25 protein-coding genes and 1 riboswitch are annotated in these 22,991 nt (G+C 49.8%); all 25 genes read right to left on the reverse strand.

Annotation, left to right across the window (positions count from 1 at the left end; genetic code table 11):
* Window positions 1–44: 44 nt before the first annotated feature.
* Entirely contained in the window at window positions 45–1,763 is a 1,719-nt protein-coding gene (locus A3849_RS10130; RefSeq protein ID WP_074111284.1) for a phospho-sugar mutase, read from the reverse strand.
* Window positions 1,764–1,811: 48 nt separating this feature from the next.
* Window positions 1,812–2,234, reverse strand: a complete 423-nt coding sequence (gene fabZ, locus A3849_RS10135; protein WP_074087310.1) for a 3-hydroxyacyl-ACP dehydratase FabZ — start codon at window positions 2,232–2,234, stop codon at window positions 1,812–1,814.
* A 281-nt stretch (window positions 2,235–2,515) separates the two neighbouring features.
* A complete protein-coding gene (locus A3849_RS10140) occupies window positions 2,516–2,758 on the reverse strand; it encodes a DNA-directed RNA polymerase subunit beta (protein ID WP_074111285.1) in 243 nt (80 codons plus the stop codon).
* Between the two features lie 8 nt (window positions 2,759–2,766).
* Window positions 2,767–3,582 (reverse strand): flagellar hook-basal body protein, encoded by an 816-nt coding sequence (locus A3849_RS10145; protein ID WP_074111286.1) that lies wholly within the window; start codon window positions 3,580–3,582, stop codon window positions 2,767–2,769.
* 17 nt (window positions 3,583–3,599) lie between these two features.
* Window positions 3,600–4,475: a flagellar hook-basal body protein gene (locus tag A3849_RS10150; protein WP_074111287.1), complete on the reverse strand. Its 876-nt coding sequence runs from the start codon at window positions 4,473–4,475 to the stop codon at window positions 3,600–3,602.
* Between the two features lie 50 nt (window positions 4,476–4,525).
* Window positions 4,526–5,524, reverse strand: coding sequence for a rod shape-determining protein (mreB, locus tag A3849_RS10155; protein WP_074111288.1), 999 nt, complete (start codon window positions 5,522–5,524; stop codon window positions 4,526–4,528).
* Window positions 5,525–5,654: 130 nt separating this feature from the next.
* Window positions 5,655–5,942, reverse strand: coding sequence for a sporulation transcriptional regulator SpoIIID (spoIIID, locus tag A3849_RS10160; protein ID WP_019915029.1), 288 nt, complete (start codon window positions 5,940–5,942; stop codon window positions 5,655–5,657).
* Between the two features lie 296 nt (window positions 5,943–6,238).
* Complete coding sequence (locus A3849_RS10165) at window positions 6,239–6,982, reverse strand: M23 family metallopeptidase (protein ID WP_074111289.1); 744 nt, start codon at window positions 6,980–6,982, stop codon at window positions 6,239–6,241.
* A gap of 61 nt (window positions 6,983–7,043) precedes the next feature.
* Entirely contained in the window at window positions 7,044–8,201 is a 1,158-nt protein-coding gene (gene spoIID, locus A3849_RS10170; protein ID WP_074111290.1) for a stage II sporulation protein D, read from the reverse strand.
* A 146-nt stretch (window positions 8,202–8,347) separates the two neighbouring features.
* Window positions 8,348–9,730, reverse strand: a complete 1,383-nt coding sequence (murA, locus tag A3849_RS10175) for a UDP-N-acetylglucosamine 1-carboxyvinyltransferase (protein WP_074111291.1) — start codon at window positions 9,728–9,730, stop codon at window positions 8,348–8,350.
* Between the two features lie 190 nt (window positions 9,731–9,920).
* Window positions 9,921–10,178: a DUF1146 family protein gene (locus tag A3849_RS10180; RefSeq protein WP_074087318.1), complete on the reverse strand. Its 258-nt coding sequence runs from the start codon at window positions 10,176–10,178 to the stop codon at window positions 9,921–9,923.
* A gap of 268 nt (window positions 10,179–10,446) precedes the next feature.
* Window positions 10,447–10,863 (reverse strand): F0F1 ATP synthase subunit epsilon, encoded by a 417-nt coding sequence (locus tag A3849_RS10185; RefSeq protein ID WP_074111292.1) that lies wholly within the window; start codon window positions 10,861–10,863, stop codon window positions 10,447–10,449.
* Between the two features lie 59 nt (window positions 10,864–10,922).
* A complete protein-coding gene (gene atpD / locus A3849_RS10190) occupies window positions 10,923–12,320 on the reverse strand; it encodes a F0F1 ATP synthase subunit beta (protein WP_074111293.1) in 1,398 nt (465 codons plus the stop codon).
* 133 nt (window positions 12,321–12,453) lie between these two features.
* Window positions 12,454–13,329: an ATP synthase F1 subunit gamma gene (gene atpG, locus A3849_RS10195; protein ID WP_074111294.1), complete on the reverse strand. Its 876-nt coding sequence runs from the start codon at window positions 13,327–13,329 to the stop codon at window positions 12,454–12,456.
* Between the two features lie 194 nt (window positions 13,330–13,523).
* Complete coding sequence (gene atpA / locus A3849_RS10200) at window positions 13,524–15,035, reverse strand: F0F1 ATP synthase subunit alpha (protein ID WP_074111295.1); 1,512 nt, start codon at window positions 15,033–15,035, stop codon at window positions 13,524–13,526.
* Window positions 15,036–15,046: 11 nt separating this feature from the next.
* Complete coding sequence (locus A3849_RS10205) at window positions 15,047–15,598, reverse strand: F0F1 ATP synthase subunit delta (protein WP_074111296.1); 552 nt, start codon at window positions 15,596–15,598, stop codon at window positions 15,047–15,049.
* Window positions 15,595–16,083, reverse strand: a complete 489-nt coding sequence (gene atpF, locus A3849_RS10210) for a F0F1 ATP synthase subunit B (protein WP_074111297.1) — start codon at window positions 16,081–16,083, stop codon at window positions 15,595–15,597. The genes A3849_RS10205 and atpF overlap by 4 nt, the downstream gene beginning before the upstream one ends.
* Before the next feature lie 114 nt (window positions 16,084–16,197).
* The gene (atpE, locus tag A3849_RS10215; RefSeq protein ID WP_074111298.1) at window positions 16,198–16,422 is read right to left on the reverse strand and encodes a F0F1 ATP synthase subunit C; all 225 of its coding nucleotides are present in this window, start codon (window positions 16,420–16,422) and stop codon (window positions 16,198–16,200) included.
* Between the two features lie 87 nt (window positions 16,423–16,509).
* On the reverse strand, window positions 16,510–17,304 hold the full coding sequence (gene atpB / locus A3849_RS10220) for a F0F1 ATP synthase subunit A (protein ID WP_074111299.1): 795 nt from the start codon (window positions 17,302–17,304) through the stop codon (window positions 16,510–16,512).
* A 31-nt stretch (window positions 17,305–17,335) separates the two neighbouring features.
* Window positions 17,336–17,713, reverse strand: a complete 378-nt coding sequence (locus A3849_RS10225) for an ATP synthase subunit I (RefSeq protein ID WP_074111300.1) — start codon at window positions 17,711–17,713, stop codon at window positions 17,336–17,338.
* On the reverse strand, window positions 17,706–17,960 hold the full coding sequence (locus A3849_RS10230; RefSeq protein WP_074111301.1) for an AtpZ/AtpI family protein: 255 nt from the start codon (window positions 17,958–17,960) through the stop codon (window positions 17,706–17,708). The genes A3849_RS10225 and A3849_RS10230 overlap by 8 nt, the downstream gene beginning before the upstream one ends.
* 161 nt (window positions 17,961–18,121) lie before the next feature.
* Window positions 18,122–19,309, reverse strand: a complete 1,188-nt coding sequence (gene wecB, locus A3849_RS10235; protein WP_074111302.1) for a non-hydrolyzing UDP-N-acetylglucosamine 2-epimerase — start codon at window positions 19,307–19,309, stop codon at window positions 18,122–18,124.
* A 68-nt stretch (window positions 19,310–19,377) separates the two neighbouring features.
* Window positions 19,378–20,007: a uracil phosphoribosyltransferase gene (gene upp / locus A3849_RS10240; protein ID WP_074111303.1), complete on the reverse strand. Its 630-nt coding sequence runs from the start codon at window positions 20,005–20,007 to the stop codon at window positions 19,378–19,380.
* Window positions 20,008–20,708: 701 nt separating this feature from the next.
* Window positions 20,709–21,959 (reverse strand): serine hydroxymethyltransferase, encoded by a 1,251-nt coding sequence (locus tag A3849_RS10245; protein ID WP_074111416.1) that lies wholly within the window; start codon window positions 21,957–21,959, stop codon window positions 20,709–20,711.
* 151 nt (window positions 21,960–22,110) lie between these two features.
* Window positions 22,111–22,764 (reverse strand): TIGR01440 family protein, encoded by a 654-nt coding sequence (locus A3849_RS10250; protein WP_074111304.1) that lies wholly within the window; start codon window positions 22,762–22,764, stop codon window positions 22,111–22,113.
* A gap of 94 nt (window positions 22,765–22,858) precedes the next feature.
* Window positions 22,859–22,941: riboswitch (ZMP/ZTP riboswitch) on the reverse strand.
* Window positions 22,942–22,991: the final 50 nt, after the last annotated feature.

The raw sequence follows: 22,991 nt of genomic DNA on the forward strand, positions 1-22,991 counted from the left end.
AGAGGAGCGGTATCCGTTTCGCTTGAATCCTGTTCTTCTATTATTTATTTCCCGTCAACACGGGACATAACCTGTTCTGTAAGCTTAGCAACCTTATCTTTTGCATTCTGCAGCGATTCTCCGCGTACTGCAAAATACACTTTAATCTTCGGCTCTGTGCCAGATGGCCGCAAGCAGAACCATGAACCGTCAGACAGCAAATACTTTAGAACGTTTTCTTTAGGGAGTCCGTTAAGTCCCAGTGAATAATCCAGCACCTCGCTTACAGCTGCACCGGCGATTTCCTTCGGTGGGTTGCTGCGCCAGTCATTCATAATCCCCTGAATCTGCGCCACACCGTCTTTGCCTTTCAAAGTACGTGATTCCAGGCTCTCCAGGAAATAGCCAAACTGTTCGTAAAGCTCCTGAAGTACATCATATAGCGTCTTGCCTTGGGCTTTGTAATATGCACCCGCTTCAGCAATCAGCATGGAAGCGAGTACGGCATCCTTGTCACGGGCATAATTACCGGCAAGGTATCCATAGCTCTCTTCATAGCCGAACAGGTAGGTATATTCACCGGACTGCTGGAACTGGGTCATTTTTTCGCCGATATATTTGAACCCGGTAAGGGTATTAAATACGGTAGCCCCGTAATGCTCAGCAACAGCTGCACCCATTTCACTTGTTACAATAGTCTTAACGACTGCTCCATTGCTTGGTAGCTTGCCCTGTTCTTGCAGACGGCTCAAATAGTAATGAATCATGAGGGCTCCAGACTGGTTGCCGGAGAGAACGACGAACTTCCCTTCATTGTCGCGTACGACAGCGCCCATGCGGTCTGCGTCCGGATCTGTACCAATCAGCAGATCTGCACCGAGCTCCTCACCAAGCTTCATTGCAAGAGTGAAAGCTTCCCGTTCTTCAGGATTAGGTGATTTCACTGTGGAGAATTCCGAATCCGGCTGCTCCTGCTCGGGCACCACATGCACCTCAGTGAAACCAATTTTGTTCAGTACACTGCGGACCGGCAGATTGCCTGTCCCATGAAGCGGTGTGTATACAATTTTGAAATCACGTCCCAGCTTGGATGCAATCTCATCACGGGCCACACTGACAGCCGCCACCGTATCAGTGAATGCTTCATCTTCTTGCTCACCTAGCCAGTGAAGCAGCCCTCCAGCCTCTGCCTCTTCTTGGGACATGCGCTTTACACCATTAAAGGAGTCCACTTCCATGATGTAGGAGATGACTTTTTCAGCCTCATGAGGAACAAGTTGTCCACCTTCGGCATTATATACTTTGTAGCCATTGTACTCCGGAGGATTGTGGCTTGCAGTAATCACTATGCCTCCAGTAGCCTTCAGATGACGCACAGTAAAAGACAGCTGCGGCGTAGAGCGAAGAGATGTGAACAGATGAGTCTCAATACCGTTTCCGGCCAGTACCAGCGCAGCCTCAAGGGTGAACTCCGGCGAGAAGCGGCGGGAGTCATGCGCGATTACCACAGAAGGTCTGCCTTCACCAGTGTGCTGTTCCAGAATATAATTGGCGAAGCCTTGAGTCGCTCTGCCTACCGTGTACCGGTTAATCCGGTTGCTGCCTGCTCCGATAACTCCGCGCAAACCGCCGGTACCGAACTCCAGATCTCTGTAAAAGCGTTCTTCCAGTTCCTGCGGCTCATTCTCGAGTGCCTTCAGTTCCGCCTTGGTGTTCTCGTCAACGGATGGGTCCTGCAGCCATCGGGATAGGGTTTCTGCGGCCTTCGGGCTTAGTTGAGTCATATCAAATCTCTCCTTCTCCATTTATGATATATGATTTTATAACAGGTCTTAGCTGAGTGCGAACATTATTTCACCGGACGCAACCACTTTGCCATCCACTCTCGCTGTAGCTTGACCTTTACCTATGCTGCCCTTAAGGCGTGTAATCTCCACTTCCAGCTCAAGCGTGTCTCCCGGAACAACCTGACCACGGAAACGGAATCCGTCCAAGCCTGCCAGAAAACCGATTTTCCCTTTGTTGGCCTCCACGCCAAGAATCGCTACAGCACCTACCTGAGCGAGTGCTTCAGTGATCAGTACACCTGGCATAACCGGATATCCGGGGAAATGGCCTGCAAAAAAAGGTTCATTCACTGTAACATTCTTGATGCCGACTGCCCGCTTGCCCATCTCTATTTCGGTAATTTTGTCCACCAGCAGAAATGGGGGCCGGTGGGGGATTATTTCTTGAATTTCATTGATATTCATCATGGATACAAAGCTCCTTTCGGATATAAACCGCATCTTCTACACTGTCTGCCGCTGCAGCGTTTGTTTTATTCTTCACGGTACTGCATAAATATGGGCAGCATCGGGAAATATTATAATATCCTTCACCACCTGCAGCAGTGGAGGTTGAGATAAGGGGCTTTCTCCACCACACATGGCGGAGAGGGCCCTTTTTGTCTCAGGGGCCTCCATCATTATACATTTTCCAGTATAAAAAAGAAAACTCCCCTGTACAACAAGGGAGTGTGAATATTTATGCTTATTTATGGCGCAAACACTAAATCGTAAACATGCTTCCAGGTGCTCCACTGAAGCACATCGCTGAAATCTTTTTTACCGAGGACAACGTAACCGGTCACCAAACCACCGGACAGTGCTGCTATCAGCAGTACGGGAATTAGAAACCATTGAACAATGGTCCATTTGGAGATCCCCCGGCGCTTTACAGGTTGCTGCTGATGTTCTTCTTCGGTTGATTCCGGCTTACCATTGATCTGACGAGCCATTCCTTCACCTACCCGCGCATGTTATTAGCCAGGCCTTGCATTTGATCACTGGAGGATAGTGCCCGGGAGGCAAGCTGATAAGTGCGCTGAATTTGCATCATTTCCGTCATTTCCTTACTTATATCCACGTTGGACTGCTCCAGATACCCAGACCTTACGCCTACCGTCGAAGGCAATCCTGCCGCTTTAAAAGCCTGCTGTGTAGTAACTCCGGCAGCAAGCACGTAGAAATTCCCGTCAACCGCCTGAAGTGCACTCTTGCTGAGAGGCTCTACAATCATTATAGTTCCGGCTACCTGAGCAGGGGCATTCTCATCCGTCTTGGTCAGCACACGTCCGCTCTCATCAATAGCGGCTCTTACATTAGCCGGTACTGTCAAAGGCTTGCCTTGCGTATTGAGCACTGGGTTGCCAGTGTTATCGACCAGCATCATGTTAGCTGGATTAGCGGTGTCCGGTACAAAGTGAAAATCCCCTTGGCGTGTGTAGGCCGTAGCACCGTTCACCTGAACTCCAAATAACCCGTTGCCTTGAATAGCCAGATCGGTTGGGTTCCCGGTCTCCTTGAGAGGACCTTCCTCCCAGTTGGTTGTCACCGTAGGTACACGGACCCCAAATCCGATATTAAAACCAAGCGGTGTGCTTCGGCCCGGCTGATCATAATCCTTGGACTGCTGCTGAACCCGGGTCAGCACATCCTCAAAAGAACCTTGTTTGCTCTTATAACCCTCAGTATACATATTGGCGATATTATCAGCAATAATATCCAAACGCTGCTGGAGACTGGACATTGAGACGGATGCGCCTATTGTTGAGTTATTCATCGGTTACTCCTCCTGTCCTAGACTCTGCCGACTTCGTTTACAGCCTTTTGCAAGCTGCTGTCATAGATTTGGACAACCTTCTGATTCGCTTCATACGCCCGGTAAGCCGCATTCATATCCACAGTCACCTTGGTCGCATCAACGTTGGAATTCTCGAGATACCTCTGCCGTACCTGCAGATTGTCCGTGCCGTTGGCGAAGCGGATCTGTGCGTTCTCAACATCTTCTGCATGGAAAACACCGTTCCCGTCCCGAACTAGTTCCTGGGGTCTGGTAACTACACTGATGCCTATTTTGGTCCCAGAAGGACGCCCCGTTGCAGGGTCTAGCAGATTACCCTGTCCGTCTACTTTAAGATTGTCCTGCGGACCTGTCAAGATGAGCGGTTTGCCGTTGCTGTCGAGCACTTTGAAACCGCCTGCGCTCAGCACATCTCCTGTCGGGCCTACTCTGAAGCTGCCGTTACGTGTATATAGTTTATTACCGTCATTATCCTGTACCGTAAAAAAAGCCTGTGGCCGGTAAATGACCTCGCCTTCAGGGGTTATATACTTGCCCGAGCCGTCAAAATTAATATTACCGCCTGTAGCCGGGTCTGCCACCTGCAGATCCGTAGATAATGCGAAATCGGCCGGCTTGCCGCTTTCAATGAGATCTCCCTGTAAATATTGGGAGACAGACTGTTCGGCAAACACGCCTGTATTCATTTTACCAACGGGTTTCACGATGCCGCCGCTCATTGCGGAAATAAGTACCTCGGGAAAAGCATGGCTGACACTGTCTACCTGCTTGTATCCTGTTGTATTCAAATTGGCAAGGTTCTGCGTAGCCGTATCATGTCTACGCTGCTGCGTTACCATTCCGGCAGCGGCCGTGTATAATCCTCTAAGCATTAGGGTAAGTCCCCTTCCTGATTGTGCTGTTAACTTATATTATCGGCAGCCTAGAATTTTTTCTTAACATTCTTGTCCAATTGATCAAGCATAATTCCGGTACCCTTAACCACACAATGCATAGGATCCTCCGCCACCCAGACTGGAACATGCAGTTCCTCAGAGAGCAGCTCGTCCAATCCGTTAAGCAATGCGCCTCCGCCGGTCAATACGACCCCGCGGTCAATAATGTCTGCTGACAGCTCTGGCGGTGTGCGCTCCAATACCGATTTGGCAGCAGCCACGATGGAGGAAACCGGATCCCACAGTGCTTCCTTCACCTCACCGGAAGAAATGGTCAGTGTCTGGGGAAGTCCGCTTACCATATCCCGTCCGCGAATATCCATTTCGGATTTCATGCCGCCCGGACGGACGGAGCCGATAGTTACCTTGATATCCTCTGCCGTGCGCTCGCCGATCAACAGCTTGTACTTCTGTTTAATATATCTTAAAATGGCCTCGTCGAACTTGTCCCCTGCAACTTTGATCGAGGAGGCGGTGACGACGTCGCCCATGGACAACACGGCTACATCCGTCGTTCCGCCGCCAATATCGACGACCATATTTCCACTTGGCTGATAAATATCCATACCCGCACCGATCGCTGCGGCTTTGGGCTCTTCTTCCATAAAAACTTCCTTAGCCCCGCTGCGTTCCGCCGCTTCCCGGATCGATTTCTGTTCAACGGAGGTAATATTTGTGGGGGCGCAAATCAAAATACGGGGCCTTGCATACCAGGAGCGGCCGCCTACGCGGTCAATGAAATACTTCAGCATCATTTCCGTAATTGCAAAATCCGCAATAACCCCGTCCCGGAGAGGACGGATCGTGGTAATATTTCCCGGTGTACGGCCTACCATACGCCGCGCTTGTTCGCCTACTGCAAGGACTCTCTTCGTATCACTTTCGAGCGTGACCACGGAGGGTTCATCCAGAACGACTCCCCTTCCCTTGACATGAATGAGTACATTGGCCGTGCCGAGATCGATTCCGATATCCTTGCTAAGCATAATGAAAGAGCCCCCAAAGTGTTATTTTAAATGAGAAAATAGTTAGTTAGTCCCAAATTTAAAAATACCATACTTTAGGGGAAGGATACAATGTAATAAAACTGAATTATTCCTTAAATTTCCGAAAATCTTATGGCTTTGAGGCTACGGCAACCTCACGCTTTTTCCCTGTTGTTTTTTTATATTTAATTTTTGTGGCTTCTCCCCCCCGAAGATGACGAATCGATTTGTGATATTCGAGAATGTGCTTCACCTGATCGGCCAGATCAGGGTTGATCTCCGGCAAACGCTCCGTTAAATCTTTATGCACCGTGCTCTTTGAAACGCCAAATTCTTTGGCTATGGTCCGGACCGTGTGCCTGGTTTCCACGATGCAGCGTCCGATTTTGATCGTACGTTCCTTGATGTAATCGTGCACGCTCCCGCCTCCCAACTGTGGATAGTTTGGTACATTATATGAGGGGCGGGCCTATATATTCACGCTTTCAGGACGTGACAAGCTTCGGAAGGCTCATTTTATTTCCTGGACAACCTAAATATGTCCCTGATTGGGCGGTATGACTTCAAATGTGACTCTCCAAGGCATAGGGAACGGCTTCGCCGTCCTTTTAGGGAGGGTATCCATTTCACTGAGAAATATAATTTACAGTGTGAAACATATAAATACTTATAAAAAAACAGGAGGCCCTATGGCCTCCTGCGGAGTTCTCAAGTTTAGCGCTGTGGAAGCAGATCGGACGGGTTAACTACCTTGCCATCCTCATACACTTCAAAGTGAACATGGTTGCCAAGATTCTTCTCAATCTCACTGCGGCCAGCTGTTGCCAGCGTATCGCCCTGCTTCACTTCGTCTCCCTGCTTCACCTTGGTGTCGCCGAGGCTTTGGTAGACGGTCTTCAAATTACCTGCGCTGGTGACCTCAATCACTTTGCCGAATACGGCAACATCTTCTACCCGGGTGACTTCACCGCTGAGTGCGGCTTTGACATCAAAAGACTGATTGTCTTCACGGGCGATGTCGATCCCTGCATTTGGCACGAAGGTGTCATTATATTGCACCATAGCCGCCACATGATTCTCTTCGGTTCCCTTTTCGTCATAGAACGGCTTAACCACTTCTACATCTGCCGGACTGGCTACCGGCCAGGCCAGAGTTTCTGCAGAAGCAACAACTTCCAGTGCGGCAGGGTCATTCTTGGTGGAACCTGCCTCAGTACCTGTACCTCCAGCTTCCTGTGAAACAACAGCGGCGGTGTCTGGATTCAGCGGCTTCTGGCCTGCGTCCTGATAGACCCACACCAAGGTTAGTATAATTGCCGCTGCCGCCGTGTAGACTGCCGGAAATACCCACCGTTTGGACAACAGTCTGTTCCATGAAGAAGGCTGTGCGCCTGAATCTCCCTGCTTATTTTTGAGAGATTCATCATGGTTTGTTTTGTTTTTGTCTTGTTCATTCATATGCTTATCACCTCAGTAACCAGTGTTACCGGGCGCTTCGCTTTTATACGTATCTTTCAAGTTATTTTTTCAGGAGAGTTGAGACTTGGTTAAAAGAGACGCCGCTATAATAGTGTTTGAGAATTTGCGTAGCAGTATTCCCCTCCCTCGCCATCCCGTTCGCCCCCCATTGGCTCATACCGACACCATGTCCGTTGCCATAGGTTGTAATCGCTACTTTGCCGCCCTGCCGCTTCCAGGTGAACTGGCTGGAGCGCAGTCCCAGCTTTTCGCGAACCTCCCGTCCGGTGAACACCTTGCCTGCGATAGAGATTTTCTTGACCCGGTGCCCTGCTGTCAGGGACAGCACTTCCACAGGCAGGCTCGATGAGGATGAGGAGACGGGTCTTGCCAGGGAAGAAGTTGCCCGATGGCCGGAAGCCGGAATGACCCTATCTGCAATCCCCAGCTTCTGTACCAGTTCGGAAGTCGTGAATGTATATGTCACCGCCAGATTCGGCGTGATTTCCTGATCCCATGGGCTGGCCACACTGCGAAGGTAAGGTACAGCGGCGTTCCAGTAATCCTCGGAATTTTCGGTATAACCTCCGCTGGAGGCGAAGAAGGATGCGGTGATGGGCTGTCCTTGATAGGTCATGACCACTCCGCGCGTCTCCAGGACCGCGCGGCGGATCTTGGCCAGCCCGGCGCTCTTGCCGCCGAGCTTCCATTCCCGTTCCAGCACGGCCCGGGATACGTAAGCCTGATGGCTTACCGTATCCGTCACATCCGCGCCCGGAACGGGCACGCCACTGCTGTCGCCGGCCCGCAGGCGGCGGACAATAAAGGTGCGCGCCGCGACGGCTTGCGCTTTGATCGCCTCCAGCTCAAAGTCCGCCGGCATCTCGGCCGCAACCACGCCGCTGACGTAGTCCTCCAGCGGCAATGTCTCTATTTGTCTGCTGTGCGACAAATAGACGGCGACCTTCGGCTGCGGGGTTTCCTCCGCGGCCGCACCCGGCGGAGCCGGGGAAGCTGTGACCTGCGGCACAGCGGGGGGCACCGGTTGTCCCCCGCGCAGCAGGACAACTGCCAGCGGCAGCAGCAGCCCCGCCAGCAGGGGCGCTGCGAGCCAGGCGGCCGGGGCCAGCCGCTTTAGGCGGGGCATCGTGCGCCGCGCGCGCATGATACGGCGCGGGGGTTTGATTTTACGCCGCAGCAGATAGCGGTAATCTTTCATCTCTATGTCTCCTTCCGTCAGCCACCGTTGATTCTTATAGATATGAATTACGTGCAACTGCTAGAACGATATTCTAAGAGAAAGAGAGATCAACGAAAAAAGACCACCTGCAAATAAAGGTGGTCTTGAAGAGCTATGAATTGCGATTATACCCAGGTTGGCTGAACCTGAAAGCGGGGCTTAACCTCTTCGCTTTTGAAGGATTCGCTTCTGGAAGCTTCCGGTTTAACAACCTCTTCCTTGACAGCCGCAGCAGCCGCTTCTGACTCTTCCATGGAAATCCGCCATATGTCCGCACCAAGTCCCGACAGTTTCTCGGCCAGATGCACATATCCACGATCGATATGATGGGTTCCGCCAACTTCTGTCGTGCCTTCTGCAACCAGTCCTGCCAAAATCAGTGCAGCACCTGCACGAAGGTCTGTAGCGGTTACTTTGGCTCCGACCAATTCCGCATTGCCGGTTACGATCGCAGAACGTCCTTCAATTTTAATCTCAGCATTCATATTGTGGAATTCATCCACATGCATGAACCGGTTCTCAAATACCGTCTCGGTCACAACACTCGTGCCTTCCGAACGAAGCAATAACGCCATCATCTGTGATTGCATGTCAGTTGGGAAACCGGGATACGGCAATGTCTTCAGATCCACAGCCTTGAGAGGCTTGTCACTGATGACACGAACACCGTTCTCATCCGGGATAATCGTCACGCCCATCTCTTCCATCTTGGCAATCACAGGACCCAGGTGGTCTGCAATTGCGCCTTCCACGTAGACATCGCCTCCCGTAATCGCAGCGGCCGCCATATAGGTGCCTGCTTCGATCCGGTCAGGAATGACATGGTGCTTGACGCCATGCATCCGTTCAACGCCTTCGATGCGAATGACTCCGGTTCCCGCACCGCGCACTATGCCGCCCATTCCATTCAGATAGTTAGCCAAGTCTACAATTTCCGGCTCTTTCGCCGCATTCTCAATTACAGTCACGCCTTCGGCGAGTGCCGCCGCCATCATTATGTTTTCGGTCGCGCCAACGCTGGCTACATCCAGATATACCTTGGCCCCGCGCAACCGTCCGTTTATTTTCGCTTCAATGTAACCCTGGCCCAGACTAATTTCAGCACCAAGCGCCTCAAAGCCTTTCAAATGCTGGTCGATCGGTCTTGTACCGATGGCGCAGCCGCCTGGCAAGGAAATACGTGTATGACCCAGTCGGGACAAAAGAGGGCCCATTACCAAAAAAGAAGCCCGCATTTTCCGCACCCATTCATAGGGTGCTTCACAGGAAGTAAGGTTTCTGGCATCAACCTCAATGATATCGTTCTGGTATGTAACACCCGCACCCAGAGATTCCAGTACTTTGCTGATTGTCATTACATCGTCTAGCGGAGGTGCGTCCACAATGACGCTGACTCCTTCTTCTGCCAATAGAGAGGCGGCTATGATCGGTAGTACGGAATTTTTTGCGCCGCTAACTTTCACGCTCCCGGTCAATCTGTTGCCACCGCGGACGATAAATTTGCTCATTTCGGTTTCCCTCCGCGTCCATTATTTCTTAATTAAGGCTTAGTATGAAATTCTTATATTACCATTCCCTGACCTGCGCCCGAGGTGCGGGCACGCTCCTTAAACATCAGTGTTGACATAATAAAACCGTATTATTCGACACTTTTTTCACGCCTTTGGCCTAACAGAGATATAACCAAAGCACCTCTGCTTAAAACATGTTGCGAATCTGCCCGCTCCAGCCCAGATAATCCAGCAGGAAGCCAGCCACAAAGTGGCCCAGTACGATAGCCAGCAATAAATGCAGCAGTCTTGCCTGAGGGCTCTTGGGATATCTTATGACCAAATCGAGCTTAAGGTTCTGAAGTGCCCACCAAGATATTGCAACACAAAATAAAGATATGACCATAGAAACCAAACCACTGCTGCCGATTGAGCTTGACAACTCATCATATAGCCCTGTATCCATGTTAGCCCCCTGTGTATTAGGTTACTCGGAAATCGACTCTTATATCATACTTGCGTAGGGGAAAAGAATCCAGTACTTTTACGAATTTTTAAACATTTCAGACAATGTAAGCTGCAATGTTTACGAGATATTCACTTTCCAAACGAGAATGGTTTTGACGACCATCCACCAGCGAACTGTTTCAGCGGGATAAATGATGGATATTGGACAACTGAAACTTTCGATATCTGCAAAAAAAACGGCCAAGCCACAGGCTTGACCGTAATTGCTATTGTTGTCCTTTTCTGGTGGACACTTTGATCCGTGTAACGGCGCGCTGAAGCGCCAGCTCCGCACGGCGGTGGTCAATCTCATCCTGTTTGCTGCGGGCCTGAAGGCGGCGCTGTGCGCGCTCCTTCGCCGCTTCGGCGCGTTCAACATCGATTTCCGTAGGCAGCTCAGCACTTTCGGCCAGAACGGTCACCTTGTCTTTATGCACTTCCACGAACCCGCCATGAACAGCGATAGTGATTGTAACACCATCCGCCTTGACGAACATTGGAGCAACCTGAAGTGGAGTCACAAGCGGAATGTGTCCCGGTAAAATACCCAGATCGCCATCGACACCCTTTACCGTCAAGCTGCTAACCTGCTTGGAGTAGACAAGATGCTCCGGCGTGACAATTTCCAACAGAAAGGTATTCACTTTCATTCCTCCTCAGAGCTTTACGAAATAAAGCTCGCATCGAAAGCCATAGTTCAGGGTTACATCGTTTTCGCTTTTTCAACTGCTTCTTCGATTGTTCCTACGAACAGGAACGCTGCTTCCGGAAGATCATCATGCTTGCCTTCCAGAATTTCTTTGAAGCTGCGTACGGTTTCTTTGATAGGCACGTATTTGCCTTTGAAACCGGTGAATTGTTCTGCTACGTGGAATGGCTGCGACAAGAAACGTTCAACCTTACGTGCACGGGATACAATGATTTTATCTTCTTCGCTAAGCTCATCCATACCCAGGATGGCAATGATATCCTGAAGCTCGGTATAACGCTGCAGCAGCTGCTTAACGCCCTGTGCCACGTCATAATGCTCTTCACCAACAATTTCAGGAGCCAGCATACGCGAACTGGAAGCCAGAGGGTCTACAGCCGGGAAGATACCCTTTTCGGAGATTTTACGCTCCAGGTTGGTGGTTGCATCCAAGTGGGCAAACGCCGTCGCCGGAGCAGGGTCAGTGTAGTCATCCGCAGGCACGTAGATCGCCTGAATGGAGGTAACCGAACCTTTTTTGGTGGAAGTGATACGCTCTTGCAGCTGGCCCATTTCTGTTGCCAGAGTAGGCTGGTAACCTACGGCAGAAGGCATACGGCCAAGCAATGCTGATACTTCGGAACCCGCTTGGGTGAAGCGGAATATGTTGTCGATAAAGAGCAGCGTATCGCGGCCTTCCACATCACGGAAATATTCCGCCATGGTCAGCCCGGTCAGAGCTACACGAAGACGTGCGCCCGGCGGCTCATTCATTTGTCCGAATACCATTGCTGTCTTCTTGATAACGCCGGAATCGGTCATTTCATGATAGAGGTCATTACCTTCACGGGTACGTTCGCCAACGCCTGCGAATACGGAAATCCCGCCGTGTTCCTGGGCAATGTTATTGATCAGTTCCTGAATCGTTACGGTTTTACCTACGCCGGCACCGCCGAAGAGGCCGATTTTACCGCCTTTAGCGTAAGGGGCAAGCAGGTCGATAACCTTGATCCCGGTTTCCAGAATTTCCGCTTGTGTTGACAGTTCATCAAATGTCGGAGCCAGACGGTGAATCGGATTTCTCTCCGCAACCACTTCAGCACCGTTATCAATAGGATTTCCCAGTACGTTAAATACCCGTCCAAGGGTAGCTGCGCCAACCGGAACCGAAATCGGCCCTCCCTGATCAAGTGCTTCCAAGCCCCGAACCAGACCATCTGTGGAAGACATGGCGATACAACGCACCAGATTATCACCCAGGTGATTGGAAACCTCCAGGGTTAAATCAATCGTGCGGCCGTTTGCCAGGCTGGTTACAATCTTGATAGCGTTGAAAATCTCGGGCAGCTGGCCGCGTTCAAATTCAATATCGACAACCGGACCCATAATGCTTACAACGCGTCCTTTGTTCATTATATTATTTCCCTCCTCGAAAGCTGTTGCATTAAAAAGAAATCACCGCACCGCATAAGTGGGATAAATCTCTCTTATGCGGCACCCGTTTCTTGTGAAAATATAAGCCGAAGAGTTTGGCTTCGCATATATTTTAAGACTGCGCGTTCGCTCCTGCCACGATCTCGGTAATTTCCTGCGTAATTGCCGCCTGACGGGCACGGTTATACGTAAGTGTAAGATCTCCGATCATTTTTGACGCGTTCTTCGTTGCACTGCCCATTGCTGTCATTTTCGCGCCCAGCTCACTGGCCTTGCCATCCAGAATAGCGCTATAAATCAGCGTTTCTGCATACTTTGGAAGCAGTACTTCAAGCACGCCTTCAGCGGAAGGCTCATATTCGTACATTGCGTGTATACCTTCTGCCTTCTTCTCATGCTGTTCTACCGCTTCCATAGGCAGCAGCCGGTCAACGGTAGGCACTTGACTGATTGCATTCACAAAACGGTTATAGCAGATGTACAGCTCGTCATAAACGCCTGTTTCAAACTGCTGCACCGCCGAGTAGGCAATCGACTTGATGTCGGCAAACTTCGGTGTATCGGAGAGCTCAGTAACTTCCTCCACAATCGGATATTCACGGCGGCGTAGAAAGTCACGGCCTTTGCGGCCGATAACGAACAGAGCATACTCATCCTTAGACTTGTGGCGCTCCGCGAGCAGCATGGTCACTTTACGCAGAATATTCGCGTTGTATCCTCCTGCCAGACCTCGGTCGGAGGTCACAATCAGATACGCGGTTTTCTTCACGGGACGGCTGACCAGCATGGGATGCGTAGCATCCTGTGAGCCGGAAGCGATACTCGCTACGACCTCTTTCAGCTTTTCTGAATAAGGACGGGCAGCTTCGGCCTTTTCCTGTGCTTTACGCAGCTTGGAGGCGGCAACCATCTCCATGGCTTTAGTGATCTGTCTGGTGTTCTGAACGCTCTTGATTTGACGTTTAATATCACGCATGCTTCTTGCCATGATTTCACCACCTTAGAGCTTTGACGAAGTCAAAGCTAACTTCGTAAGCATAATCTGAGCTTTGACGAAATAGTACTAACTTCGTAAGCATAATCTGAGCTTTGACGGTAATCAAAACTCCGTTTGTAAGCATATTCCAGAGCTTTGGCTAGGCCAAAGCCCGGTTTGAAACATCCATAGAATGACTGTAAAGCTTAGCTTGTCGCGAAGCCTCTTTTGAACTTGTCGATAGCTTCCTTAAGGGCGGCTTCGTTATCAGCAGTCAGATCCTTGGTGTCTGTAATGGATTTAGCAATTTCAGCCGCATTGCTGTCTACATAAGCCAGGAATTCCTTCTCAAAACGTCTAACGTCTTTGACTGGAATATCATCCAAATGGCCTTTGACAGCGGTATACAAGCTGATAACCTGATGCTCAACGGAGAGCGGCTGGTTAACGCCCTGTTTCAGAATCTCCATCATGCGCGCACCACGGTTCAAACGGGCCTGCGTAGATTTATCGAGATCGGAACCGAACTGGGAGAACGCCTGAAGTTCGCGGTATTGGGCCAAATCCAGACGGAGTGAGCCGGCAACCTTCTTCATCGCCTTGATCTGTGCCGAACCACCTACACGGGATACAGAGATACCCACGTTGATCGCCGGACGCTGACCGGAGTTGAACAGATCGGATTCCAGGAAGATTTGACCGTCTGTAATCGAAATTACGTTCGTAGGAATGTACGCCGATACGTCAGAGGCCTGTGTTTCGATGAATGGCAGAGCGGTTAATGAACCCCCACCAAGCTCATCGCTAAGCTTAGCCGCACGTTCCAGCAGACGGGAGTGCAGATAGAATACGTCACCAGGGAACGCTTCGCGGCCCGGTGGACGGCGGAGCAGCAAGGACAATTCGCGGTAAGCGGAAGCTTGCTTCGAAAGGTCATCATAGATAACAAGAACGTGTTCGCCTTTGTACATGAAATATTCGCCCATTGCGCAGCCTGCGTATGGAGCGATATACAGCAGCGGTGAAGGCTCGGAGGCCGACGCGGTTACAACAATTGTATAATCCAGTGCGCCGTGGCGGCGAAGGGTTTCAACAACCTGTGCTACTGTTGATTGCTTCTGGCCAATGGCAACATAGATACATTTCATGCCATTGCCTTTTTGGTTGATAATCGCATCAATAGCGATTGCGGTTTTACCCGTTTGACGGTCACCGATGATGAGCTCGCGTTGTCCGCGGCCGATTGGCACCATCGCATCGACAGCCTTAAGACCGGTCTGCATAGGCTCATGCACCGATTTACGGTCGATAACGCCTGGTGCATTGTTTTCCACCGGACGGAATTCCGTTGTTGCAATCGGACCCTTACCGTCTACCGGCTGACCCAGTGCGTTCACTACACGGCCCAGCAGGGCTTCGCCTACGGGAACCTGCATAATTTGTCCTGTACGTTTTACTTGATCGCCTTCACGAATTTCCGTGTACTCACCCAGGATAACAACACCGACGTTGCTTTCTTCCAGGTTGAGTGCCATGCCCACTACTCCGTTGGAGAACTCCAGCAGTTCCCCTGCCATCGCGTTTTCCAGACCGTAGACACGGGCGATACCGTCGCCGACTTGAATGACGGTGCCGATTTCGGCCACTTCGATTTCGGCTTTATATTGCTCAATTTGACTTTTGATCAAACTGCTGATCTCTTCAGGTCTAATGCTCAATATCCTCACCCCTATCTTCTATGCTTATCATTAAAAGATTTCTCAAGACGCGCAAGTTTGCCGAACAGGCTGCCGTCATACAGCGTATCGCCGATAACGACCTTCAGTCCGCCAAGCAAGCTTTTATCAACCACATTTGTGATGCGGATATTCCGGCCCGACAAATGGCCGAATTCCTCGGCAACCTGGGTTAACTCGCTACTACTGAGCGAATAGGTTGAATAGACGGTGGCATCTGCCTGACCAAGACTATCCCCTTCAATCTTGATATAGCTGTCCAGCAGATCCGGAAGAATATCCATTCTGCCCCGCTTCATCAGGATTTCCAGAGTGTTGATAACCGCCCCCGACAGCTTGCCTTCCAACGCTCTTTTCAGCACGGCAAGCTTGTCTTCACCGGAGATTCGCGGAGAGCTGATAAATCTCTGCAGCTCTGTATCCGAATTCAGCGCAGTAACCAGGCTTTTCAGATCCTCTTCGATTTCAAGGGTCTGCCGCTCTTCAAAAGCAACCTCGAACAATGCCTTCGCATATCTTTTGGCGACTATCGTATCCCGACTCATGACCGGCCTCCGACCTCTTTGAGGTATTGGTCAACAAGCCCTTCTTGCGCAGGATCGGTGCTAACTTCCTTTTGAAGCAGCTTGGAAGCAATCTTGACGGATGCCGCTCCGAGCTCGCCGCGCAGTTCTTCGACCGCTTTGTTCTTCTCGTTCTGGATGTCACGTACGGCTTCATCCTTGATCCGGGAAGCTTCAACCTTAGCCAACTCGATCAGCTGCTCGGTCTGCTTGCTGCTGGTTTGTCTGGACTGCTCGATGATTTCAAGAGCTTCTTTACGTGCTGTTTGAAGCGCCTGTTTCTGTTCTTCAACATAAGCAACCGCTTGTTCACGAGTCTGTGAAGCCTCAGTGATTTGCTGCAACACAAGTTCGCGCCGTTTCTCCATCACGGAGAACAGAGGCCCGAAAGCATACTTAGTGAGTAGGAAATACAAAATCAAGAAGGCTACCAGCGCCAACACTAGTGATGTAATTGAAAAATGCAATTAGGGTCACTCCTTTCCACTGAACATTCTATATCCTTAAAAGGCTAGCCTTAAATTCAAAAAAGAAAGCGCGGAGGGCCATGGCCTTCCCCGCCGTAAACGATACAATCCTTCTTAAGCCTGACCGTAGAAAATGAACGCCAATACTACACCGATGATCGGAAGGGCTTCTACCAGACCTACACCGATAAACATAGTTGTTTGCAGTGTGGACTTAGCTTCCGGCTGGCGGGCAATACCTTCTACCGTTTTACTTACAATCAAACCATTACCGATACCAGCGCCAAGTGCGCCCAGACCTACTGCAAGAGCAGCCGCAATATATGCCATAACTCCCATTTCTTAAATCCTCCTTAGATATCTGTAGTATTGTGAATTATATTTATTTCAAAGCAAGATGCAAACGAGTTGCATTCAAGCCTAGAATTAATGTTCTTCGTGCGTATCCAGCGCTTGCGAGATATACACAAAAGTCAAAATAGTGAAGACAAAAGCTTGGATTGAACCGATAAATATACTGAATCCCTGCCATACCATGAGAAGCGGAATGGATGCGATGCCTCCAATGATTCCACTTGATCCTAGCTGAATCAACACAGAGATCAATACCTCCCCGGCAAAAATATTACCGAACAAACGCATGCCATGTGTCAGCAATTTGGAAAACTGTTCGATTAAATTAATCGGGAAGAAAAACCAAAACGGCTGGAAATAATGTTTGAAATACGCTTTGGTATTACGTGTGATTCCGAGGAAATGAACCAGTACGAAGATCAAACCTGCCAGTCCCATCGCTACCGCAGGGTCTGCAGTCGGAGATTTCCACCAGCTTACACCAACCTCTTCGTGGTCTTTAAGCATTTCAACCACCGGGATAATCTCTTTTCCAAAGATGTGAGCACTGCTTGCATCCGTGTATTCTGTGACGATCCCGAACGGAAGGCCGAGCATATTACCTACGAAGATAAACAAGATAAGTGTCAAACCCAGTGAAAGGTACGGTTTCCCCTTTTTCAGGTCCATGGTATCGGAAATCAGGTTCTGAACAAATTCAACCACCCATTCCATGAAATTCTGCAATTTCCCGGGGTTTTCAACGGAAAGGTTACTGGTTGCGAGACGTGCAAGGACAAAGACGATTGTGCAGGTTACCAGCAACATCAGCACGATGGACAAGTCTACTTGTAGTCCCAGAATTTTTATAATTGGTGATTCATGCATGTTTACTCACCCCTTTCTCAGCAGTAGCATTTCAATCATCGTTGAGCACTAATATAAACCCTATAATGAAGAGAGTAAATTGTCCAGCCGCCAGGCTGGCACAAACTGCTATCTCATTAAAGTAATGAGGATACTCTAAAGCCAGAACAATCGCTAGTATTGAACTCGCTACTCTAACCCCAAAACCAAGTGTTGCCCTGCCTTTTCGATTGCCTGCCGCTGCATTGGCGATATTCTTAATCTTATAAGCCATATAAAGGACATTCAGACAGCTAACAGAAGCACCTAAAACAATACCGTGAAAAACAGTTCGCCGATGAGGCATCAACTCTGCGATGATGAGACAGACCACGATTATTCCTAGTACAGTATAAGTCAAAAGCTTATTCAGTTTCCTGCTGTCATCCATCGCCATCCCTCATCACTTTCTTGATCACAGCAGCTAGGCTTGCAGCTCCTGATAACATACCGAAAAGAACACCTAAACCAATCCATAAACCAGGATTGCCCCACATGCCTCCAAGCCATTTCCCGAGGAGGTAACCACCTATGGTGCAGCCGGCAAGATCTACTCCAATGGCTGTGACAAGACCCATAGCCTGGAATGATTTACCGGCATTTCGGTTGTCATTATTTGACTGACCAGGTTCTTTCATTGTATCCCGCCCTTGGAATTCCAATTCATTTTACTGAATGTTACAATACTTTGTCAATCCAGTGAAAACAGTGGATTTTTCGGATGAAAATATGAAAATAATCACAGCAAAACATTCCAAAACCATATAAACCGTACAGTTTCACTGTATGTTGGTTTTGGTTATTTGAGAAGTTCATTTTCCATGCCATCTGACTGTATTGTGAACATTCTGTGAAACTCTTCCGGACGTTCCTGGACCACACCGAAATGATGCAAAATCGCATTGACAATTCTTTTGGAGGCTTTACCATCTCCATACGGGTTGGCGGCCCGGCTCATCGACTGATAGAGGTCCTGATCAGTCAAAAGGGCATGTGTCCGTTGATACACCTTCTCCTCGTCCGTCCCTACAAGTTCCAGTGTTCCGGCTTCGATCCCTTCCGGGCGCTCAGTGGTATCACGCAGCACAAGCACAGGAACTCCAAAGGAGGGAGCTTCCTCCTGCAGGCCGCCGGAATCGGTTAATATCAGGTGGGTATGCGGATAAAAGTTATGCAGGTCAACGACATCCAGCGGATCAATCAGCTTGATTCTAGGGTGTCCGCCGAGTATCTCATGTGCCGGTTCCTTGACTGCCGGACTCGGATGCACAGGATAAACTATGGCTACATCTTCAAATTCATCAGCGATTCTTTTGACAGCACGGAAAATATGACGGTGCGGTTCGCCTTGGGATTCTCTGCGGTGCGCCGTCATTAAAATAAGTCGTTTTCCTGAAGCAAAATCCAGCACAGGATGCCGGTAGTCCGGCTGTACGGTATATTGAAACACATCGGTTACGGTGTTGCCTGTGATATAAATACTTGATTCTTTTTTGTTCTCGTGTCTCAGATTGCCCGCTGACCAGTCAGTCGGAGCAAAGTGCAGGTCTGCAAGAACTCCCGTCAACTGACGGTTCATTTCTTCAGGATATGGGGACAGCTTGTTCCAGGTCCGAAGTCCTGCTTCCACATGGCCTACCTGAATTTGCTGCAGGAACGAAGCGTAGCTGGCCAGGAAGGTGGTAAGTGTATCTCCATGCACCAGCACAAGGTCCGGCTTAGCTTCCCGAAGCACCGGTTCCAGCCCCTCCAGCACCCGAATGGTAATTTCGTTCAGCGTCTGGCGGTCCTTCATCACATCCAGATCATAATCAGGAGTGATTCGGAAGACCTCCAGTACCTGGTCCAGCAGTTCGCGGTGCTGCGCTGTTACGCAAACCACGGATTCAATGTGTTCGGGATGTCTGGCAAGCTCCAGAACCAAAGGCGCCATTTTGATCGCCTCGGGGCGCACTCCGAAAATCGTCATCACTTTAATTTTGGACATAACCCCTACCCTCTCTTCAAAACACTTAAGTATTTTCTTTGTTCTATACTACTGTTACTTAATTATATTTACTTGGTTCCATACAGACGGTCACCGGCATCCCCGAGTCCCGGAACAATATAGCCGTGATCATTCAGATGGTCATCCAGCGCAGCCACATAGATATCAACATCGGGATGTGCAGCTTGTACAGCAGCAACACCTTCCGGAGCGGCAATCAGGTTCATCATCTTGATCTGTGTGCATCCGCGGTTCTTCAGCGAGGTGATAGCGGCAATAGCGGAGCCGCCTGTAGCCAGCATCGGATCGATAACAATCAATTCACGCTCCTGAACATCTGTAGGAAGCTTAATGTAATATTCAACCGGTTGAAGGGTATCGGGATCACGGAACAATCCAACATGGCCTACCTTGGCAGCAGGCAGCAGCTTCAGTACGCCTTCAAGCATCCCCAGTCCAGCCCGCAGAATCGGGATCAGGCCCAGCATTCTTCCGGAAATCACTTTGCTCTCCGTTTCCGCTACAGGCGTCTGCACAGTAATGGTCTCGAGTGGAATATCACGCGTAATCTCATATGCCATAAGTGTAGCGACTTCATCAACATGCTCTCTGAACTCTTTCGTGTTCGTCCGCACATCGCGAATAAATGTTAATTTGTGCTGAATCAAAGGATGATCGCAAATCACCAATTTTCCCATTCTTGTCCCTCCGGTAATTGTAAGTCTTATTTATAGCCGTAGAAAGCGCTTTTGCTTCTCCCCTGGCTAAATCTTGTCTATTATATCATCACCCGAGGTGTATTTCACCTAGGAAGGCCTGGTTCTGAAGAACGGAATTATATTTGCTGCTGCATCGCTTTGCCGAAAAGGCCGTAAACTGGATCTTTCTGTACAAAAAACAATCCGCCTTAGTTTATGCTCTTTTATTCAATTCATACTTTTCACATTTTTTTCACTTATTTCGTTGAAAATTCCATGAACTTTCATGAATTTTTCACGAGTATTTTCGACAAAACAACAGGAGTAAATGTGAACATTATGCAACAACTCTCTTCGAATCAGAGCTTCAACGAGAACTGCCTGTTCGGAAACGCCACTGCATTTAAACATGCGCACATACAGTTATCAAATGTAATAACCTCCGTTTAAATATATCCATACCATGTCTGCAAATGGTAACGTTTCGCCGTCCTTCTTAAATCTTATGCATCTGGAGCAGCGACACCGCGGTATACCTCCAGGTATCCGTTTCAGCGGGAAAACAAAGAGTCATTTATAACGTGAAACCTATACGTTCTTATCTTTAAAAAAAAGCCTCTACAGCACCGGGAATCACCGGTGTCTGTAAAGGCTTTTGAAACAACAGGCCGGGTATGGGTCTCCAGCTGTTGCCTTTTAGTTTAGTATTGAAGACCCGGATAGATTGGGTATTGTTCAGTCAGTGCAGCAACATCACGGGCAGCCTCAGAGAGCTTACCTTCATCAGCAGGATTCTTCAATACGTTAGCGATTATACGGCCGATGGTAACCATCGCCTGCTCGTCCATTCCGCGCGAGGTGACTGCAGGTGTGCCAATACGGATTCCGCTTGTCACAAACGGGCTGGTAGGATCAAACGGAATAGCATTCTTATTGACCGTAATACCGATAGAATCGAGAACTTTCTCGGCATCCTTGCCAGTAATATTGAGATTGCGGGTATCAAGCAGCATCAAGTGGTTGTCAGTACCGCCGGATACAATGTTAACTCCTTCACCAATCAATGTTTCCGCCAGCACCTTAGCGTTTTTTACTACATTTTCGGCGTAGGTTTTGAATGATGGCTGAAGGGCTTCACCAAAGGAAACCGCCTTGGACGCAATCACATGCATCAGTGGTCCGCCTTGCGAGCCCGGGAATACGGCTTTATCGATCGCTGCTGCCCAAGGCTGTCTGCATAGAATCATCCCTCCACGGGGACCGCGCAGGGTTTTGTGCGTGGTTGTGGTTACGAAATGGGCATGCGGAACGGGACTTGGGTGAAGACCAGCAGCCACCAGTCCGGCAATATGGGCCATATCCACCATGAACAAGGCGCCTACATCGTTCGCAATAGAGCCCAAGGCTTCAAAATCAATCGTACGGGGATACGCGCTTGCTCCGGCAACAATTAATTTCGGACGGTGTTTGAATGCAGCCTTGCGCACTTCATCATAATCAATCAGGAAGGTATCTTCCTGTACACCATAAGCGACAAAATTATACAGGAGCCCGGAAGCATTCACAGGGCTGCCGTGTGTGAGATGGCCGCCATGTGCCAGGTTCATCCCCAGAACGGTGTCACCGGGATTCAGCGCAGCAAGATATACCGCCATATTAGCTTGGGCGCCGGAGTGCGGCTGTACATTGGCATGATCCGCACCGAAGAGCTGCTTGGCACGGTCACGGGCCAGATTCTCTACGATATCTACATCTTCACAACCGCCATAATACCGTTTGCCGGGGTACCCTTCGGCATATTTATTCGTGAGCACAGAACCCATCGCTTCCATTACGGCTTCGCTGACGATATTCTCTGAGGCAATAAGCTCAATGTTGGCACGCTGACGGCTTAGTTCCAGTCCCATCGCTTCCAGTACTGCAGGGTCACTCTTACGCAATTGTTCCATGATTCTTATTTCCTCCCTAGTGCTCTTTAGTTTATGTTGTGTAAAGTCAAACTCCATATTCAGTGGCATTCCGTCAAAAATTCCCGCTGTCCTTGTACGCGTTCAACACTCAGCCTGCGTTATTAATTGCCATAGTACCGGAATTTCAAGCGTACTAATCGCAATTGCCCATTCCGCTGGTCTCCGGCGCACGGTAGACCGCACGTTCCCCGCCGATCAGCGGAGGTCTGCTCCAGGCTGCATTCACCCGGGCCGAACCAATGTAGCGTAAGCTAGGCCGGAAAGGCACCGCCACCCGGCGCAAGTGCATCCCGATTAGCGTCTCGCCAATATCTATGCCGGCATGGGCTTCCACCGTTTCTGCAAGTACCGGATCAGCCATCGAACGATAAGCAGCCGCAGCCATAGAACCTCCGGCTCCCGGTATTGGCACAGCCGATACTTCCCTAAGCCCCAGCTTCTCCAGCAATGAACGCTCCATCACCAGCGAGCGGTTCAAATGCTCGCAGCACTGGTATACCGGATGAAATCCCTTCTCCCCAGCGACTTGAGCAATACCCTCCAGCAGCTGCTGCGCCACTTCCAGCGCACCACCGGTACCAATACGGACCCCGGCTACCTCGCTCGTGCTTGCACCAACGACTAGGATTTTACCGGGTCCCAGATTTCCGGCTTCTGACAGCTCCCGTATTACAGCAGCGGTTGCAGCCGATAAAGAAAGCTCCGCTCCCGCCGGTTGACCAGCATCACCGGATAGATGGCCAGGTGCCGGATTCGCCCGTGAGTCCTGCTTCATGACTTGATTCATCACTTCCGCCTCCCTCAAGCAAGTAGAAACTCAACCTAAATGCAATCCTGTATTTTAAACAAAAAAGAGCAGTCCGCAACCTACTGCGGATGTGCTCTTTTGCCCAGGCGACCGGCCGTTTATTCCAGTGCTCCATCGTGGTTTGATCCACATCTGTCGCCAGTTACACCGGAACCGGATAATATTTAATTTTATCTTAAAGGAATGGCTGCGAAAAATCAACCACC

Source organism: Paenibacillus sp. P46E, assembly GCF_001909095.1.
Taxonomy (GTDB): Bacteria; Bacillota; Bacilli; order Paenibacillales; family Paenibacillaceae; genus Paenibacillus_AQ; species Paenibacillus_AQ helianthi.

Bases quoted from the DNA above. Each gene is read 5' to 3' on its own strand.
- A3849_RS10130 (WP_074111284.1), bottom strand. From the start codon at position 1,763: ATGACTCAACTAAGCCCGAAGGCCGCAGAAACCCTATCCCGATGGCTG.
- fabZ (WP_074087310.1), bottom strand. From the start codon at position 2,234: ATGATGAATATCAATGAAATTCAAGAAATAATCCCCCACCGGCCCCCA.
- A3849_RS10140 (WP_074111285.1), bottom strand. From the start codon at position 2,758: ATGGCTCGTCAGATCAATGGTAAGCCGGAATCAACCGAAGAAGAACAT.
- A3849_RS10145 (WP_074111286.1), bottom strand. From the start codon at position 3,582: ATGAATAACTCAACAATAGGCGCATCCGTCTCAATGTCCAGTCTCCAG.
- A3849_RS10150 (WP_074111287.1), bottom strand. From the start codon at position 4,475: ATGCTTAGAGGATTATACACGGCCGCTGCCGGAATGGTAACGCAGCAG.
- mreB (WP_074111288.1), bottom strand. From the start codon at position 5,524: ATGCTTAGCAAGGATATCGGAATCGATCTCGGCACGGCCAATGTACTC.
- A3849_RS10165 (WP_074111289.1), bottom strand. From the start codon at position 6,982: ATGAATGAACAAGACAAAAACAAAACAAACCATGATGAATCTCTCAAA.
- spoIID (WP_074111290.1), bottom strand. From the start codon at position 8,201: ATGAAAGATTACCGCTATCTGCTGCGGCGTAAAATCAAACCCCCGCGC.
- murA (WP_074111291.1), bottom strand. From the start codon at position 9,730: ATGAGCAAATTTATCGTCCGCGGTGGCAACAGATTGACCGGGAGCGTG.
- A3849_RS10180 (WP_074087318.1), bottom strand. From the start codon at position 10,178: ATGGATACAGGGCTATATGATGAGTTGTCAAGCTCAATCGGCAGCAGT.
- atpD (WP_074111293.1), bottom strand. From the start codon at position 12,320: ATGAACAAAGGACGCGTTGTAAGCATTATGGGTCCGGTTGTCGATATT.
- atpG (WP_074111294.1), bottom strand. From the start codon at position 13,329: ATGGCAAGAAGCATGCGTGATATTAAACGTCAAATCAAGAGCGTTCAG.
- A3849_RS10205 (WP_074111296.1), bottom strand. From the start codon at position 15,598: ATGAGTCGGGATACGATAGTCGCCAAAAGATATGCGAAGGCATTGTTC.
- atpE (WP_074111298.1), bottom strand. From the start codon at position 16,422: ATGGGAGTTATGGCATATATTGCGGCTGCTCTTGCAGTAGGTCTGGGC.
- atpB (WP_074111299.1), bottom strand. From the start codon at position 17,304: ATGCATGAATCACCAATTATAAAAATTCTGGGACTACAAGTAGACTTG.
- A3849_RS10225 (WP_074111300.1), bottom strand. From the start codon at position 17,713: ATGGATGACAGCAGGAAACTGAATAAGCTTTTGACTTATACTGTACTA.
- A3849_RS10230 (WP_074111301.1), bottom strand. From the start codon at position 17,960: ATGAAAGAACCTGGTCAGTCAAATAATGACAACCGAAATGCCGGTAAA.
- wecB (WP_074111302.1), bottom strand. From the start codon at position 19,309: ATGTCCAAAATTAAAGTGATGACGATTTTCGGAGTGCGCCCCGAGGCG.
- upp (WP_074111303.1), bottom strand. From the start codon at position 20,007: ATGGGAAAATTGGTGATTTGCGATCATCCTTTGATTCAGCACAAATTA.
- A3849_RS10250 (WP_074111304.1), bottom strand. From the start codon at position 22,764: ATGAATCAAGTCATGAAGCAGGACTCACGGGCGAATCCGGCACCTGGC.